The sequence below is a fragment of the Enterobacter cloacae complex sp. 394I7 genome (genome assembly GCF_057320345.1).
This window is the reverse complement of the sequence record NZ_JBXWCR010000001.1, coordinates 441,053-457,043: the sequence shown is the minus strand read 5'-3', so window position 1 is coordinate 457,043 and position 15,991 is coordinate 441,053. Positions and strand designations below refer to the sequence as shown.

Genomic DNA, 15,991 nt, shown 5'->3' with positions numbered 1-15,991 from the left:
GAGCCCTTCCTTCAGAAGCAGGATCTAACATGTCTTCCATCGTCGATACACTTATTTCTCATCAGCACCAGCCTAAATCCGGCTGGCAGCTCTTCAATAATCTGGCCTTCGGGAAGATCACGCCGGGGCTGGCATGGCAAAACCCCGCTTATCGACGTAAGTTCATGCTCCGTTCGCTGATGACACCGTTCAGCACCACGCGTCTGCTGTCAGAGCTGGCAAAGCAGCCGCGCCTGATGCAAATGTTGCAGGTGCAGCCGGGGCTACCGTGCCGCCTGCATCGCCCGTGGTTAACGGTGGACATGGATCGCCGACAGGCGCTGGAATCGCTGACCTGGCACTACCAGACCATGACGCGCCAGCTTCCGGCAACGCTGGTCAAGTGTTACCTTTCACCGCAGGGGGCAACCCTGCTGACGCTGACCGGAAAAGACGAACAGCAGTTTACTGTACGCCTGTGCGCCGACGCCTTCATGGATAAAGAGGGTGAAGCCACCCTCGTCTTTTGTAACCATCAGAATACCGTGCTGGCGGAAATGACCTTCACGCTGTGCCCGTTTGAAGGAAAAACAACGCTGTTCATCGGCGGCCTGCAGGGGGCAAAAGCACATGTTCCACATGAACTGATCCAGGGGGCGACCAAAGCGTGTCACGGCCTGTTCCCGAAACGCCTGCTGGTTGAAACGGCAATGACGCTTGGCGCAGCTTTACCGGTTGAGCATATTGTCGCGGTGAGTAACGCCACGCATATCTACCGCAGCTGGCGTTACCGCAAGAAAAAAGAGGGGAAACTGCTGGCCGATTATGACAGCTTCTGGCTCTCCCTCGGCGGGCAAAAACAGGATAACGGCCACTTCATGCTGCCGCTCGCCATGCCCCGTAAGCCGATGGACGAGATTGCGAGCAAAAAGCGCGCTGAGTACCGCCGCCGCTATGCGTTACTGGACAGCCTGACGCAACACGTCACGCAGGCGACCCGCGCTTAATCCGCTTTCCCGCGTGCCAGCCACAGCACGCGGGAGAACATCTTGCGCAGCAGCGTCGGTACGGACTCCACGCCCCGTCTCCCCGCTTCCGTCGCCACCTCAATCGCTAAATCAGGTTTTGAAGAGCGATGGATGGCTTTGGCAATCACGCGCCGCATGTTCATTGGCACATCCACCGGTACCATCGCAATCCGGTGGAACACGTCGTCGAACCCCTGACGGTACATAAAGTGCTCCATGTCCATGGCCGGCAGCATGGTTAGGTGGTCGCGCTCTTCTTCGCGCTCATTATTCAGCAGGCCACGCACGGTCGCGGCATATTTTTTCCCCGCTTCGTCACCATCCACCAGTACATGCCATTCAATGCCCATCCGCCGGGCGAATTTGATCAGCGGCTTGATCCCCGACTGGGCAAATTCGATGACCTTGATACCTTCGGCATCAAAATGGTGGCCGCACTGACGCGCCAGTTCGTTGATAACCCAGGTTTCCGTTTCTCCCTCAACCAGCAGCCAGCAGCGGGCGAACAGTGACGACGCACGATTAAAGCGGATGTGGAACGAGATACGACGTCCCTCTTCCGCGTTCATCCCGCCCGGCCCGAGGCGATAGGCGGTGACGCGGGAAGACTCACGTACCAGACGGCAGACGTGCTCGACCGGGGTCAGCGACAATAACTCGCCGGAATTGGTGGTGGTCACGCGCTGCAGCGGCAGCAGATTCAACAGGTGCCACGCCACCGAGAGCATGATCGGGTGCAGGCGCGTTTCCGGGTCTTCCACCAGCAGCAGCGGGCGGGCGTCACGGTCGAGACGAACGGTGCCCTTGGCCTGCAGTAGCGTCGAAAACAGCCCCAGCAAAATCACCCGATGGGTACGGCCACCAGGCCTGTCGATCATCCGGTTAATGATATCGAGGTAACGCCAGCTGCGTTGTTCATCGTGAGAGCGGCGGCGCATCAGACGATGACGCGACTCCGACGTCCCCTGCTCGGAAAAATAGTGTTCCAGCAGTTGTACCATTGCCGACAACCCCTGGCGGATTTGACCATCGGTCAGATTTTGCGGACGCGCCACCAGCTCTCGCGCCAGGAAATCCAGCTCGCGGGCGGTCACTTCCACTTCTGGCATATTCGGTACGGTGCCGTTGCGGATCCGCCGCATAAAACGCGCATCACGCAGGCGCAACACCGGCATCAGGCGAATCAGGTGGCGAGCCAGGTCGTCGATGTCATCCAGCGGAATAGGGTTGGCTTTCTCATCGAGGAAATCACGCAGGGTTAATACGCCCTCGTTTTCTGCCATCTCACCTTCCAGCCGGTAGAAAATCCGGTGGAAACCGTCGTCGCACGGGACCCAGCAGGGTGATAACGGCCGGAAGCGACGCACGCGGTGACGCCCCGGCTCGGATTCGCGGAACGTCAGAATAATGTGCAGGTGTTTTTCGCGGCCATTCACATCGCCGGGAGGAAACCAGAAATCATCATGGGCAAAGTGATACAGATCGTCTTCGGGCGAAAGCAGCAGCGTCAGCGCATCCAGAAGGCTGGACTTACCCCACGCGTTCTCACCGATCAGGACGTTGTTCTGCTCAAGCTGCAGCGACAGGCGGTTAATACCGCGGAACCCAACAATTTCCACACGTTCGAGAAGCATAAATCCCCCGCGAGATGATCACTTTTTCCTTTAAGTTATCAGCAGTATAACGGCAGGAACTTTGACACGACAGCACAACCTTCGTGCTGTAGAGAATTGGTCTATGCTCTATTTACCGTCGATTTGAACAAGGAATGACATCACGTTGCCATAAATCAAATTAACCGAATTAATTTTAGTGGCGAAGGGATGTTTTTGTTTTTAAAATAATGGCTCTTTGAGTCGTCATCCCTTTTTTGACGATATCCCGCACGCAGGAACGCGTGTGAAGTTTATTATTGAGGTGGTTATGTTTAGAAAATTAGCAGCAGAATGCTTTGGTACATTCTGGCTGGTGTTTGGTGGCTGCGGTAGCGCCGTTCTGGCAGCAGCATTTCCGGAATTAGGTATTGGTTTTGTCGGCGTTGCGCTGGCATTCGGTTTAACCGTATTAACCATGGCGTTTGCCGTGGGTCATATTTCCGGCGGTCATTTTAACCCGGCGGTGACATTAGGTTTATGGGCGGGCGGTCGTTTCCCTGCTAAAGAAGTCATTGGTTATATTGTGGCCCAGGTTGTTGGCGGGATTATTGCTGCAGCGGTTCTGTACGTTATTGCCAGCGGTAAAGCCGGCTTTGACGCCGCCGCAAGCGGCTTCGCCTCAAACGGTTTCGGCGAACACTCCCCTGGCGGTTACTCCATGCTCTCTGCCATCGTGATTGAAATTGTGCTGACCGCAGGCTTCCTGCTGGTGATCCACGGCGCAACCGACAAACACGCCCCGGCGGGCTTTGCACCTATTGCCATTGGTCTGGCGCTGACGCTTATCCACCTGATCTCTATTCCGGTCACCAACACCTCCGTAAACCCGGCGCGCAGTACTGCCGTCGCTATTTTCCAGGGCGGTTGGGCGCTTGAGCAGCTGTGGCTGTTCTGGGTAATGCCAATCATCGGCGGTATTCTGGGCGGCGTGCTGTATCGCACCCTGCTGGAAAAACGCGATTAATTGCGTGTGCAGTCGGGTAGCACTTACGCTTACCCGACCTGCATGACAACACTCAGGCCGGGTCAGGCGTTGCTGCCACCCGGCTTTTTTGTTGCTCCTTTACCTGACAACGTTTATTGGGTAGTGTCTCTGGCGCTTAACAGATACTCACAAGGACCCGTTGTTCATGTTTTCAGGACTCCTCATCATTCTGCTGCCTCTGATTGTGGGCTACCTTATCCCGCTGCATCGCGAATCCGCGTTACGGCTTATCAACCGTTTTCTGAGCTGGATTGTCTACGTCATTCTTTTCTTTATGGGGATAAGCCTGGCGTTTCTGGATAATCTGGCCACCAATCTGCTGGCGATCCTGCATTATTCTGTCGTCACCTGCGCCGTTATTTTGCTGTGCAATATTGCCGCACTTTTCTGGCTTGAGCGCACTATTCCGTGGAAAAATCACCACCATCAGGAAAAACTGCCGTCACGAATTGCAATGGCGCTGGAATCTTTAAAATTATGCGGCGTCGTGGTGCTGGGTTTTGTTTTTGGGCTGAGCGGATGGAATTTTTTACAGCACGCGACGGAAGCCAGTGAATATACCCTCATTTTCCTGCTGTTCCTTATCGGTATTCAGCTGCGAAATAATGGCATGACGTTGAAACAGATTGTCCTTAATCGCCGTGGAATGATCGTCGCGGTTATCGTCGTCATTAGCTCACTGGTGGCGGGCGTGATTAACGCTTTTATTCTCGGCCTGCCGTTAAAAACCGGTCTGGCAATGGCCTCCGGATTTGGCTGGTATTCCCTTTCCGGTATTCTGCTGACCGAATCGTTCGGTCCGGTCATCGGGAGCGCCGCCTTCTTTAACGACCTGGCGCGAGAATTAATTGCCATTATGCTGATCCCGGGCCTGGTGCGCCGCAGTCGCTCGACCGCACTGGGGCTGTGTGGCGCCACGTCGATGGACTTTACCCTGCCGGTTCTGCAGCGTTCAGGTGGGCTGGAGATGGTGCCTGCCGCCATTGTGCATGGCTTTATTTTGAGCCTGCTGGTTCCCGTTCTGATGGCGTTTTTCTCCGCCTGATACTCCTCTGGCGGTAGGCTTTCTGCCGCCAAAATTGCGCTAAATCAATCTCCCTCTATTTTGTAGAAGAAAGCCCTTTTCACCGTTCAGTCACAGGCATAATCTCAAACATGTATATCAAATATAACTTTAACAGGTGTGATTATGTTTTGTGTGCAATGTGAACAAACCATCCGTACCCCGGCAGGCAATGGCTGCTCTTATGCGCAAGGTATGTGCGGCAAAACCGCAGAAACATCAGACCTGCAGGATCTGCTGATTGCCGCCCTGCAAGGCCTTTCCGCATGGGCATTCAAGGCCCGCGAATATGGCATTATTGACCACTATGTAGACAGTTTCGCCCCGCGCGCCTTTTTCTCCACGCTGACTAACGTTAACTTTGATTCCCCGCGCATCGTCGGCTATGCCCGCGAAGCAATTGCGCTGCGTGAAGCGCTGAAAGCGCAGTGCCTGATCGCCGATGCCAACGCACGGGTAGAAAACCCAATGGCAGACCTGCAGCTGGTGAGCGACGACCTGGGCGAGCTGCAGCGTCAGGCAGCAGAATTCACCCCCAACAAAGATAAAGCGGCGATTGGCGAGAACATTCTCGGCCTGCGTCTGCTCTGCCTGTACGGCCTGAAAGGGGCCGCGGCCTATATGGAACACGCGCACGTTCTGGGCCAGTACGATAACGCTATCTATGCTCAGTACCACAAAATCATGGCGTGGCTGGGTACCTGGCCTGCTGAAATGAATCCGCTGCTCGAATGTTCAATGGAAATCGGCCAGATGAACTTCAACGTGATGCGTATTCTGGATGCCGGTGAAACCCGCACCTACGGCCACCCGACGCCGACGCAGGTTAACGTTAAAGCGACCGAAGGCAAATGCATCCTGATCTCCGGCCATGACCTGAAAGACCTCTATAACCTGCTGAAGCAGACCGAAGGCACGGGCGTTAACGTCTATACCCACGGCGAAATGCTGCCCGCACACGGCTACCCGGAACTGCGTAAATTTAAACACCTGGTCGGGAACTACGGCAGCGGCTGGCAGAACCAGCAGGTTGAGTTCGCCCGTTTCCCGGGCCCCATCGTGATGACCTCTAACTGCATCATCGACCCCACCGTTGGCGCGTATGACGACCGCATCTGGACCCGCAGCATCGTTGGCTGGCCGGGTGTGAGCCACCTGGAAGGGGATGATTTCGGCCCGGTCATCGCCCAGGCGCAGCAGATGGGTGGCTTCCCATACAGCGAAATCGAACATCTGATCACCGTCGGCTTTGGTCGCGAAACCCTGCTCGGTGCCGCGGATTCACTGATTGACCTCGTGAGCCGTGAAAAACTGCGCCATATCTTCCTGATTGGCGGCTGTGACGGTGCGCGCGGTGAGCGTAACTACTTCACCGATTTCGCCACCAGCGTACCGGAAGATTGCCTGATCCTGACGCTGGCGTGCGGTAAATACCGTTTCAACAAGCTGGACTTCGGCAACATCGAAGGTTTGCCACGCCTGGTCGATGCGGGTCAGTGTAACGATGCCTACTCTGCCATCATTCTGGCCGTCACGCTGGCGGAAAAACTGGGCTGCGGCGTCAACGATCTGCCGCTGTCGCTGGTGCTCTCCTGGTTTGAACAGAAAGCGATTGTCATCCTGCTGACCCTGCTCTCTCTCGGCGTGACCAACATTGTGACCGGCCCCACCGCACCCGGCTTCCTGACACCGGATCTGCTGGCCGTGCTGAACGAGAAGTTTGGTCTGCGTTCCGTGACCACCGTAGAAGAAGATATGCAGCAGCTGCTGAGCGCGTAAGGAGTTATTCATGACCATGCCAACCTCACAATGTCCGTGGCGGATGCAGGTTCATCACATCCATCAGGAGACGCCGAATGTGTGGACGCTGTCCCTGCTGTGCCATGACTACTATCCGTACCGTGCAGGTCAGTATGCGCTGGTCAGTGTCCGCAACTCAGCGGACACGCTGCGCGCCTACACGATCTCCTCAACGCCGGGCGTGAGCGAGTACATCACGCTCACTATCCGCCGTATCGATGATGGCGCAGGCTCGCAGTGGCTGACCCGGGACGTGAAGCGCGGGGATTACCTCTGGCTGTCGGACGCACACGGGGATTTCACCTGTGACGATAAAGCGGAAGATAAATTCCTGCTGCTGGCCGCCGGGTGCGGCGTCACGCCGATCATGTCAATGCGTCGCTGGCTGGCGAAAAACCGTCCGCAGGCTGATGTTCAGGTGATCTTCAGCGTGCGCTCACCGGAAGATGTGATCTTTGCTGAAGAGTGGCGTAACTATCCGGTGACGCTGGTGGCGGAACATAACGCAACCCACGGTTTTGTCGCCGGGCGTCTGAGCCGTGAACTGCTGCAAAGCGTCCCGGACCTCGCGGATCGTACCGTGATGACCTGTGGGCCGGCGCCGTATATGGATATCGTTGAGCAGGACGTGAAAGCGCTGGGCGTGACCCGCTTCTTCAAAGAGCAGTTCTTCACCCCGGTGGCGGAAGCGGCAACCAGCGGAATTACGTTCACCAGGCTGCAGCCTGCTCAGACCTTCTTTGGCCGGGTCGGCACCACGCTACTGGACGCGCTGGAAAGCAACAACGTGCCGGTGGTGGCAGCATGCCGTGCTGGTGTATGTGGCTGCTGCAAGACCAAAGTGGTCTCCGGTGAGTACACCGTGACGAGCACAATGACCCTGACCGAGGCAGAAATCGCCGACGGATACGTGCTGGCGTGCTCGTGTCATCCACAGGGCGATCTTGTGCTGGCATAATCAGCCAACGCGCGAATGACGGGGGTAAGCGCTCGCGTTTACCCCCCTGTTAGTACGCCTACCGCCAGACCGGCGCTTTCCCCAACGCAAAATGCCCAGCGCCTAAGCATGCTATCGCCAGCGCACCGATAAAGAAGTACACCAGGCTCTCAATCGCCCAGGCACCTACCGCGTCCAGCGCAAAGGTTTCCCCCGTCCCGACCATCAGCCACGCCACAATCATGGTAAACGCCAGCACCAGTGCCGCCGGGCGCGTAAAAAGCCCCACGATAATCAGGACAGGCGCCACCACTTCGCCAATGAGCACGCCGTAGGCGATAAACCCCGGTAATCCTTTTTCCACCAGCATGCCGCTGATGAACCCCACGCCACCCAATAACTTGTGTAAACCGTGAAAAAGCATCAGCCCACCGACGGCAAGTCGTAACAAGAGTTTGCCGGCATCGTCGCACGATAGCTTTTCATTAACAGCAATTAACAATGATTTAACCATTTGAAATGATTCCTGTTTTCATCTGTGTGATGACCAGATTATGCCGAATCATTGCGGGTGAAAAGCACCTTTTAATAAGGGGGAAAGCGCGGCAATACAGTGACTTTCTTCTAAGCTTGTAAGCGATATCACTTAAAGGAGATGGACACCCATGAAACAAACCGTGGCTGCATACATAGCAAAAACCCTCGAGCAGGCAGGCGTAAAGCGCATCTGGGGCGTAACCGGCGACTCCCTGAACGGGCTGAGCGATAGCCTCAATAAGATGAAAACCATTGAATGGATGCCAACCCGTCATGAAGAGGTTGCCGCCTTCGCGGCTGGGGCGGAAGCGCAGGTGACGGGTGAACTGGCCGTCTGCGCCGGATCGTGCGGACCGGGCAACCTTCACTTGATCAACGGCCTGTTTGACTGCCACCGCAATCACGTACCGGTCCTGGCGATTGCCGCGCACATCCCTTCTTCCGAAATCGGTAGCGGCTATTTTCAGGAGACGCATCCTCAGGAGCTGTTCCGTGAATGCAGCCACTATTGCGAATTAGTTTCCTCACCAGAACAGATCCCTCAGGTTCTGGCCATTGCAATGCGCAAAGCCGTGCTTAACCGCGGTGTTTCGGTGGTCGTTATTCCCGGTGACGTGGCGCTGAAGGCCGCGCCTGAAGGTGCCAGTTCGCACTGGTATCACGCCCCACAGCCTGTCATCACGCCGGCTGAAGAAGAGCTCAAAAAGCTCGCGCAGCTGCTGCGTTACTCCAGCAATATCGCCCTGATGTGCGGCAGTGGCTGTGCAGGCGCGCACAAAGAGCTGGTGGAATTTGCCGGCAAGTTAAAATCCCCGATTGTTCACGCCCTGCGCGGCAAAGAGCACGTCGAATATGACAATCCGTATGACGTGGGCATGACCGGACTGATCGGTTTTTCCAGCGGTTTCCACACCATGATGAATGCCGACACGCTGATCCTGCTCGGCACCCAATTCCCGTACCGCGCGTTTTACCCGACGGATGCCAAAATCATTCAGATTGATATTAACCCGGGCAGTATTGGTGCCCACAGTAAAATCGATATGGCGCTTGTAGGGGATATCAAATCCACCCTCGCCGCCCTGCTGCCGCTGGTGGAAGAAAAAACCGACCGGAAGTTCCTCGACAAAGCCCTCAGTGATTACCGCGATGCACGCAAAGGACTGGACGATCTTGCCAAACCGAGCGACAAAGCCATTCATCCCCAGTATCTGGCGCAGCAAATTAGCCATTTCGCGGACGACGACGCCATCTTTACCTGCGACGTGGGCACCCCGACCGTCTGGGCGGCACGCTATCTGAAGATGAACGGCAAACGCCGTCTGCTGGGGTCGTTCAACCACGGTTCGATGGCCAACGCCATGCCGCAGGCGCTGGGGGCCAAGGCCACCGCACCAGAACGTCAGGTGGTGGCGATGTGCGGCGACGGCGGGTTCAGCATGCTGATGGGCGATTTCCTGTCGGTTGTGCAGATGAAGCTCCCGCTGAAAATCGTGGTCTTTAACAACAGCGTGCTTGGCTTTGTGGCGATGGAGATGAAGGCAGGTGGCTATCTGACGGACGGCACCGAGCTGCACGACACCAACTTCGCGCGCATCGCTGAAGCCTGCGGCATCACGGGTATTCGCGTAGAGAAAGCCTCAGAAGTCGATGAAGCCCTGCAGCGCGCCTTCTCCATCGACGGTCCGGTACTGGTGGATGTGGTGGTGGCGAAAGAAGAGCTGGCGATCCCACCGCAGATTAAACTCGAGCAGGCCAAAGGATTCAGCCTCTATATGCTGCGCGCCATCATCAGTGGACGCGGTGATGAGGTAATCGAACTGGCAAAAACCAACTGGCTCAGGTAAAACATTTCACATAACCTCTTAAATTAAAGGGATGTGAAATGATTGATTTACGCAGTGATACCGTTACCCGACCGGGTCGCGCCATGCTCGAAGAGATGATGGCCGCCCCGGTCGGGGACGACGTCTACGGTGACGATCCGACGGTGAATGCGTTGCAGCGTTATGCCGCCGAGCTAAGCGGTAAAGAGGCTGCCCTGTTTCTGCCATCCGGCACCCAGGCCAACCTGGTGGCGTTGCTCAGCCACTGCGAACGCGGTGAAGAGTATATTGCCGGTCAGGGCGCGCACAATTACCTGTACGAAGCAGGCGGTGCGGCGGTACTGGGCAGCATTCAGCCTCAGCCGATTGATGCCGCCCCGGACGGCACCCTGCCGCTCGACAAGGTCGCGGCGAAAATCAAAGTCGATGATGTGCATTTCGCCCGCACCAGGCTGCTCAGTCTGGAAAACACCCACAACGGCAAAGTGCTGCCGCGCGAGTACCTGAAAGCAGCGTGGGAATTCACCCGCGAGCGCAAACTCGGGCTGCACGTGGACGGCGCGCGCATCTTTAACGCCGTGGTGGAGTATGGCTGCGAGCTGAAAGACATCGCGCAGTATTGCGATTCGTTCACTATTTGCCTGTCTAAAGGGCTGGGGACGCCCGTTGGCTCGCTGCTGGTGGGCAATGCGGACTACATCAAACGCGCGGTCCGCTGGCGTAAGATGACCGGCGGCGGGATGCGCCAGGCCGGTATTCTGGCGGCAGCCGGACTGTACGCCCTGAAAAACAACGTGGCCCGCCTGAAAGACGATCATGAAAACGCCGCGTGGATGGCCGCACAGCTACGCGAGATTGGTGCAGACGTTATGCGCCACGATACCAACATGCTGTTCATTCGCGTGGGCGAAGAGCACGCTGCCGCGCTGGGTGAGTTTATGAAAGCCCGTGGCGTGTTGATCAACGCCTCGCCGGTGGTACGCCTGGTTATGCACTTAGACGTTAATCGTCAGCAGCTGGCAGACGTGGTGAAACACTGGCAGGCGTTTTTACAGCGCTAAGGAGCAGAGCGTGCCGCAACGTATTCTGGTACTCGGTGCCAGTGGGTATATCGGTCAGCATCTCACCACTGCGTTAAGTCAGCAGGGGCACCAGGTGCTGGCCGTGGCACGCAACACGGAGCGTCTGCAAAAACTGCACCTGCCCGGGGTGACCTGTCACAACGTCGATCTCAACTGGCCCACGACGCTGCCGGCGTTACTGGAAGGGGTCGACACGCTTTACTACCTTGTTCACAGCATGGGCGAAGGGGGCGATTTTATCGCCCACGAGCGTCAGGTGGCGATGAACGTTCGCGACGCGCTGTTGCGCACACCGGTGAAGCAGGTGATTTTTTTAAGCTCGCTGCAGGCGCCTGCTAACGAGCAGTCCGATCATCTTCGCGCCCGTCAGCTCACGGCTGAAACCCTGCGCGGCGCCAATATTCCCGTCACCGAACTGCGGGCGGGGATCATCGTCGGGGCCGGCTCCGCCGCGTTCGAAGTGATGCGCGACATGGTGTACAACCTGCCGGTGCTTACCCCGCCGCGCTGGGTGCGATCGCGCACCACGCCGATTGCGCTGGAAAATTTACGCCATTATCTGGTGGCCCTGCTGGACCATCCGGCTGAGCAACACCGTGTGCTTGAGGCTGCCGGCCCGGAAGTGCTGAGCTACCAGCAACAGTTCGAACATTTTATGCGTGTCAGCGGCCGCCGACGCTGGCTGATCCCCATTCCCTTCCCTACCCGCTGGATCTCGGTGTGGTTTTTAACCGTCATTACGTCCGTGCCGCCGACGACCGCAAAAGCGCTGATTCAGGGGCTCAAACACGATCTGCTGGCCGACGATCGCGCGTTGCGTGCGCTGATCCCCCAGACGCTGATCCGTTTCGATGATGCGGTACGCAATACGCTCAAGGAAGAGGAACAGCTGATGAACTCCAGCGACTGGGGCTACGACGCCCAGGCGTTTGCCCGCTGGCGGCCTGAGTACGGTTACTTTCCTAAACAGGCGGGCTGCACGGTGAACACCCCGGCAACTCTGGCAGACCTGTGGGAGGTGGTGAATCAGATTGGCGGCAAAGAACGGTATTTCTTCGGCAATATCCTCTGGCAAACCCGTGGCGCACTGGATCTGCTGGTAGGACACAGGCTGGCGAAAGGCCGTCCTGCGCACCCGTACCTTGCGGTGGGCGATACGGTTGACAGCTGGAAGGTGATCATCGTCGAGCCCGAAAAACAGCTGGCGCTGCTGTTTGGCATGAAAGCGCCCGGTCTGGGACGGTTGTGCTTTACGCTAAAAGACAAAGGCGACCATCGTGAACTGGACGTTCGTGCATGGTGGCACCCGCACGGTATGCCGGGGCTTTTCTACTGGTTGTTAATGATCCCCGCTCACCTGTTTATCTTTCGCGGAATGGCGAAACGTATCGCGCAGCTGGCAGAACAAAAGACGAAAATAACTCAATAAAACTCTTATTCTTTCACCTTTCCCATTGCAACCCGCCGTAATTCACGAAAGAATGCGCACGAAATTCTTTTTCAACACAGTGGATTGATATGAAGGTACTGGTTACCGGGGCGACCAGCGGCTTAGGCCGAAATGCGGTCGAGTTTCTGCGCAACAAAGGCATCAGCGTCAGGGCCACCGGTCGCAACGAAGCGATGGGTAAACTGCTGCAAAAAATGGGCGCAGAGTTTGTCCATGCCGACCTGACGGAGCTGGTCTCCTCTCAGGCCAAGGTGATGCTGGCCGGTATCGATACGCTGTGGCACTGCTCCAGTTTTACCTCCCCGTGGGGTACCCAGGAAGCTTTTGACCTCGCCAACGTGCGTGCCACCCGTCGTCTGGGTGAATGGGCCGTGGCCTGGGGCGTGCGTAACTTTATTCATATCTCCTCCCCGTCTCTCTATTTCGACTATCACCATCACCGCGACGTGCAGGAAGATTTTCGCCCGGCGCGCTTTGCCTGTGAGTTTGCCCGCAGTAAAGCGGCCAGCGAAGAGGTGATCGATCTGCTGGCGCAGTCGAACCCGCACACCCGTTTTACCGTATTGCGTCCTCAGAGCCTGTTCGGCCCGCATGACAAAGTGTTTATCCCGCGTCTGGCGCAGATGATGCACCACTACGGCAGCGTGCTGCTGCCCCGCGGTGGCGATGCGATGGTGGATATGACGTACTACGAAAATGCGGTCCACGCCATGTGGCTGGCAAGCCAGCCCGACTGCGATACCCTGATTTCCGGTCGTGCGTACAATATCACCAACGGTGAGCCCTGCACGCTGCGCAGCATCGTGCAAAGGTTGATTGACGAGTTGCAAATCGACTGCCGTATTCGTTCCGTGCCCTACCCGATGCTGGATATGATTGCCCGCAGTATGGAGCGTCTTGGGAGTAAATCGGCGAAAGAGCCTGCGTTGACGCACTACGGTGTCTCAAAGCTCAACTTCGATTTTACGCTGGATATCACCCGCGCAGAGAACGAACTGGGGTATAAGCCGATTGTCTCCCTGGATGAAGGGATTGTGCGTACTGCCGCCTGGCTGCGTGACCACGGTAAATTGCATCGCTAGTTAAACACGCACATCTCAGAGAACAGAGACGAAAACGGCAACCCGAAGGTTGCCGTTTTGTTTTACAGCGCCGTCCAGGCGTCTGACCACGCCAGACCCGCGCCTGGCTCGTAGTACGCCGGGGCATTGTTACACCAGCCGCTGTACGGGAACGGTTTGCACTGGAACAGTTTACCGTGGTTATTCACGATATCGCCTGCCTTGTACTTGCTGTTGGCGCTCCACGCGGCGTAAGCACCTGAGGTACCGTCGTTTTCAGACGGCGTCGTGGCTTTCGCTTTAACGTTCAGCAGATAGGAGGTGGTGCTGCTCAGCTCGCCATCGCTCACGGTCAGGCTGACTTCGTACTGTTGAGCCGTCGCAGACTCTGGCGCGGTAAAGGTCACCACCGCCTTGTCTTCACCGGTGACCGTCTGGCCATCCTGTGAACGCCAGGTGTAGGTCAGCGTGTTGCCGTCCTGGTCAGTGGATCCTTCTGCGCTCAGGGATACCTGCGCGCCCGCTTCCACCGCACCGATTGGGCCCGCAATCTGCGCGACCGGTGCGTGGTTCACCACGGTCGGTTCTGCCGGCGTTTCGTCCGGAACCGGTGCCGGGGTTTCATCTTCCGATGGCGTCGGTGCCGGAGTAACCGGATGCTCGTCCGGCGTCACGGCGGAACCGTCATCGTTGATAATGTTGACGTTATAGAACTTCTTCACGCAGTTCGTGTAGTCACCCTCTTTAAAGGCGCTGAACGGCGTCTGATAACCGACCAGCTGGCAGGAATACGTTTTACCGTCTGGCGTATCGACACTCCATCCCCAGTCCTGCTCCCAGTAAATCTTCAGCGCACCGGCGCCGCCTTCATCGAACTGCTTCATGTTGGCACAGCCGAGCACTTCATTTGCCGGGACAGGCACTTTCAGGTACTTCGCAAACTCTTTGTAGTACTTGATACGGTTTTCAGACTGGGCAATCTCAGTCGGGCCGCCACACTCTACGCCACCGTTAATGATCTGGGTGGTCACGCCGAAGCCCGGAACCAGGCCGTTGGCTTTGTCATGATCGTTTGGCTGCCAGGTGCCGTCGATAACCTGCAGCATGCTCGGTTTCGGCGGCTGCGGATAGGCGAAGAAGAAGATGGCGCTTGCCAGGTTCAGCCAGGTGTCAGCCACCAGCTCCGGCTTGTCGAGCAGCGTGCGGACAGTGCCGAACATCGCTTCAGAGAACGGACCGTAGTTGTAGTTATAAGACAGCTGTTTAGCCCCACGGCCAAAGTAACTCACGAAATCGCCGTCTTTGTCTTTGCCGCACGGCCAGGTTTGTCCCTGCCAGATATCAGGATTACATTCGCCGTTGTAACCGCCTTTCTGCCCTTCGGTCCAGCCCATTTCGCGAACGTGAACCAGCGCCTGACGCCATTCGGCTTCCGGACGCCAGCTTTCGTGGCCGCCGGTTTCCTGTGCGAAGTGGGCAAACATGGTGGCCAGCTCTTTACGGCAGATGGCATCGCTGTCACGGCCGTCGTTGTAGGTCTTACACAGCGCCGGGAATTTGCCCACCGCTTTCAGGAAGTTACTGTAGGTGTAGGACTGCGCTCGCATCGGAAAAAGGTATTCCCAGTCGCTGGCCTTCACAATGCCTTCAACGCGTTTAACGTTATCCGGGTTCGCTGCACGGCCTGGCTCAATCAGCTCAACCTGGGCATTATCCAGCGTACGAATGGTGTCTTTAACCGACGCCATCAGTGGAAAGTTAGTCAGTTCCTGTTCTTTCTTCGCCAGATCGCTGGCTTTCAGGGTGAACGGCTCGCTGGTGGTTGCCTGCAGCGTCGCAGCCTGTGCCATGAAAGGCGCAATGCATGCACCCGCAACGAGCACGCTCAGTAAGGTCCTTTTGGTCATTTCAACTCATCCTATATATAGCAACAAGGGTTAATGCAATCACGGTTTATGTATTATTCCCTTAATAAATAAACCAAAGAGTGCGGTAATTTTTCATTTTCTGAAGCGCACCTCTGGGTACGCTTCAAAAAACAAAAAGCAGAATTAATAAGAGGAACGAGGTTTTATCTCCTGATATTTCGCCCAGACCTTGCGGGCATAATTCATACGCTTTGAATAATTCTCTTTTTTCACTCCCGCGTTATAAGCCCCGACGGCTTCCCAGTTATAGCCATATACGTTGATCATCGTCGACAGTATTGACGCGCCCACCATAATGGAGGTGCAGGGCTCGGTCACAAGCCGGTTCTCATCAATGCCCTGGCGCTGCAGTTCGCTGAAATGCGTGCTGTTAATCTGCATTAATCCCACATCCCGCGAGCCATCCTGATTCCACCCCACGGCATTCGGATTCATACCGGATTCCACCTGCGCAATGGCATATAATAAATACGGATCGACATGATAATAATGCGCCGCTTTATCCCAGCAATTTGCTGCCGCACTCTGACTTAAAATAAGCAATAACAATAAAAAGCGTTTCATCTCATTACCTGTTTATTTACTGACGATCCTTCTCCTTGCGCACGCTGTCTTATTCCGGAAGGGGTTGACCACACCCGAAACGGGGTGTGGTCAACG

Annotated in this window: 13 protein-coding genes; 9 read left to right on the top strand and 4 right to left on the bottom strand. The window is 56.4% G+C overall.

Annotated elements, in window-relative coordinates:
- Positions 1-29: 29 nt before the first annotated feature.
- A complete protein-coding gene (locus AC2FAP_RS02225; RefSeq protein ID WP_485452830.1) occupies positions 30-986 on the top strand; it encodes a VirK/YbjX family protein in 957 nt (318 codons plus the stop codon).
- Here the strand turns inward: AC2FAP_RS02225 and AC2FAP_RS02220 are convergent.
- The gene (locus AC2FAP_RS02220; RefSeq protein ID WP_014169354.1) at positions 983-2,641 is read right to left on the bottom strand and encodes an ATP-dependent endonuclease; all 1,659 of its coding nucleotides are present in this window, start codon (positions 2,639-2,641) and stop codon (positions 983-985) included. The genes AC2FAP_RS02225 and AC2FAP_RS02220 overlap by 4 nt on opposite strands.
- A 289-nt stretch (positions 2,642-2,930) precedes the next feature.
- Here AC2FAP_RS02220 and aqpZ point away from each other — a divergent pair, with 289 nt between their 5' ends.
- The 4 genes from aqpZ to hcr all read left to right on the top strand — a co-directional run bounded on the left by aqpZ (position 2,931) and on the right by hcr (position 7,468).
- Entirely contained in the window at positions 2,931-3,626 is a 696-nt protein-coding gene (aqpZ, locus tag AC2FAP_RS02215) for an aquaporin Z (RefSeq protein ID WP_025204573.1), read from the top strand.
- Positions 3,627-3,792: 166 nt separating this feature from the next.
- Positions 3,793-4,692, top strand: coding sequence for a LysO family transporter (locus tag AC2FAP_RS02210; RefSeq protein WP_050736571.1), 900 nt, complete (start codon positions 3,793-3,795; stop codon positions 4,690-4,692).
- Between the two features lie 144 nt (positions 4,693-4,836).
- On the top strand, positions 4,837-6,489 hold the full coding sequence (gene hcp, locus AC2FAP_RS02205) for a hydroxylamine reductase (protein WP_138013678.1): 1,653 nt from the start codon (positions 4,837-4,839) through the stop codon (positions 6,487-6,489).
- 10 nt (positions 6,490-6,499) lie between these two features.
- Positions 6,500-7,468, top strand: a complete 969-nt coding sequence (gene hcr / locus AC2FAP_RS02200; protein WP_485452829.1) for an NADH oxidoreductase — start codon at positions 6,500-6,502, stop codon at positions 7,466-7,468.
- A gap of 58 nt (positions 7,469-7,526) precedes the next feature.
- Here the strand turns inward: hcr and AC2FAP_RS02195 are convergent, their stop codons facing one another.
- Entirely contained in the window at positions 7,527-7,961 is a 435-nt protein-coding gene (locus AC2FAP_RS02195; protein WP_485452828.1) for a DoxX family protein, read from the bottom strand.
- A 151-nt stretch (positions 7,962-8,112) separates the two neighbouring features.
- On the opposite strand from AC2FAP_RS02195, the gene poxB reads away from it, so the two are divergent.
- From poxB to AC2FAP_RS02175, 4 genes are all read left to right on the top strand, one after another.
- Positions 8,113-9,831 carry a ubiquinone-dependent pyruvate dehydrogenase gene (gene poxB / locus AC2FAP_RS02190; RefSeq protein WP_032681344.1) on the top strand — a complete coding sequence of 573 codons (1,719 nt, stop codon included), beginning with the start codon at positions 8,113-8,115 and terminating at the stop codon, positions 9,829-9,831.
- Positions 9,832-9,869: 38 nt separating this feature from the next.
- Positions 9,870-10,871, top strand: a complete 1,002-nt coding sequence (gene ltaE / locus AC2FAP_RS02185) for a low-specificity L-threonine aldolase (RefSeq protein ID WP_020884843.1) — start codon at positions 9,870-9,872, stop codon at positions 10,869-10,871.
- Positions 10,872-10,881: 10 nt separating this feature from the next.
- Positions 10,882-12,321, top strand: a complete 1,440-nt coding sequence (locus tag AC2FAP_RS02180; RefSeq protein WP_485452827.1) for an SDR family oxidoreductase — start codon at positions 10,882-10,884, stop codon at positions 12,319-12,321.
- A gap of 89 nt (positions 12,322-12,410) precedes the next feature.
- Positions 12,411-13,424, top strand: coding sequence for an NAD-dependent epimerase/dehydratase family protein (locus tag AC2FAP_RS02175; protein WP_020884845.1), 1,014 nt, complete (start codon positions 12,411-12,413; stop codon positions 13,422-13,424).
- Between the two features lie 62 nt (positions 13,425-13,486).
- On the opposite strand, the gene AC2FAP_RS02170 is transcribed toward AC2FAP_RS02175, so the two are convergent.
- Both AC2FAP_RS02170 and iagB read right to left on the bottom strand, forming a co-directional pair.
- Positions 13,487-15,310 carry a glycoside hydrolase family 19 protein gene (locus AC2FAP_RS02170; RefSeq protein ID WP_485452826.1) on the bottom strand — a complete coding sequence of 608 codons (1,824 nt, stop codon included), beginning with the start codon at positions 15,308-15,310 and terminating at the stop codon, positions 13,487-13,489.
- A 144-nt stretch (positions 15,311-15,454) separates the two neighbouring features.
- Complete coding sequence (iagB, locus tag AC2FAP_RS02165) at positions 15,455-15,895, bottom strand: type III secretion system invasion protein IagB (RefSeq protein ID WP_020884847.1); 441 nt, start codon at positions 15,893-15,895, stop codon at positions 15,455-15,457.
- Positions 15,896-15,991 lie beyond the last annotated feature (96 nt).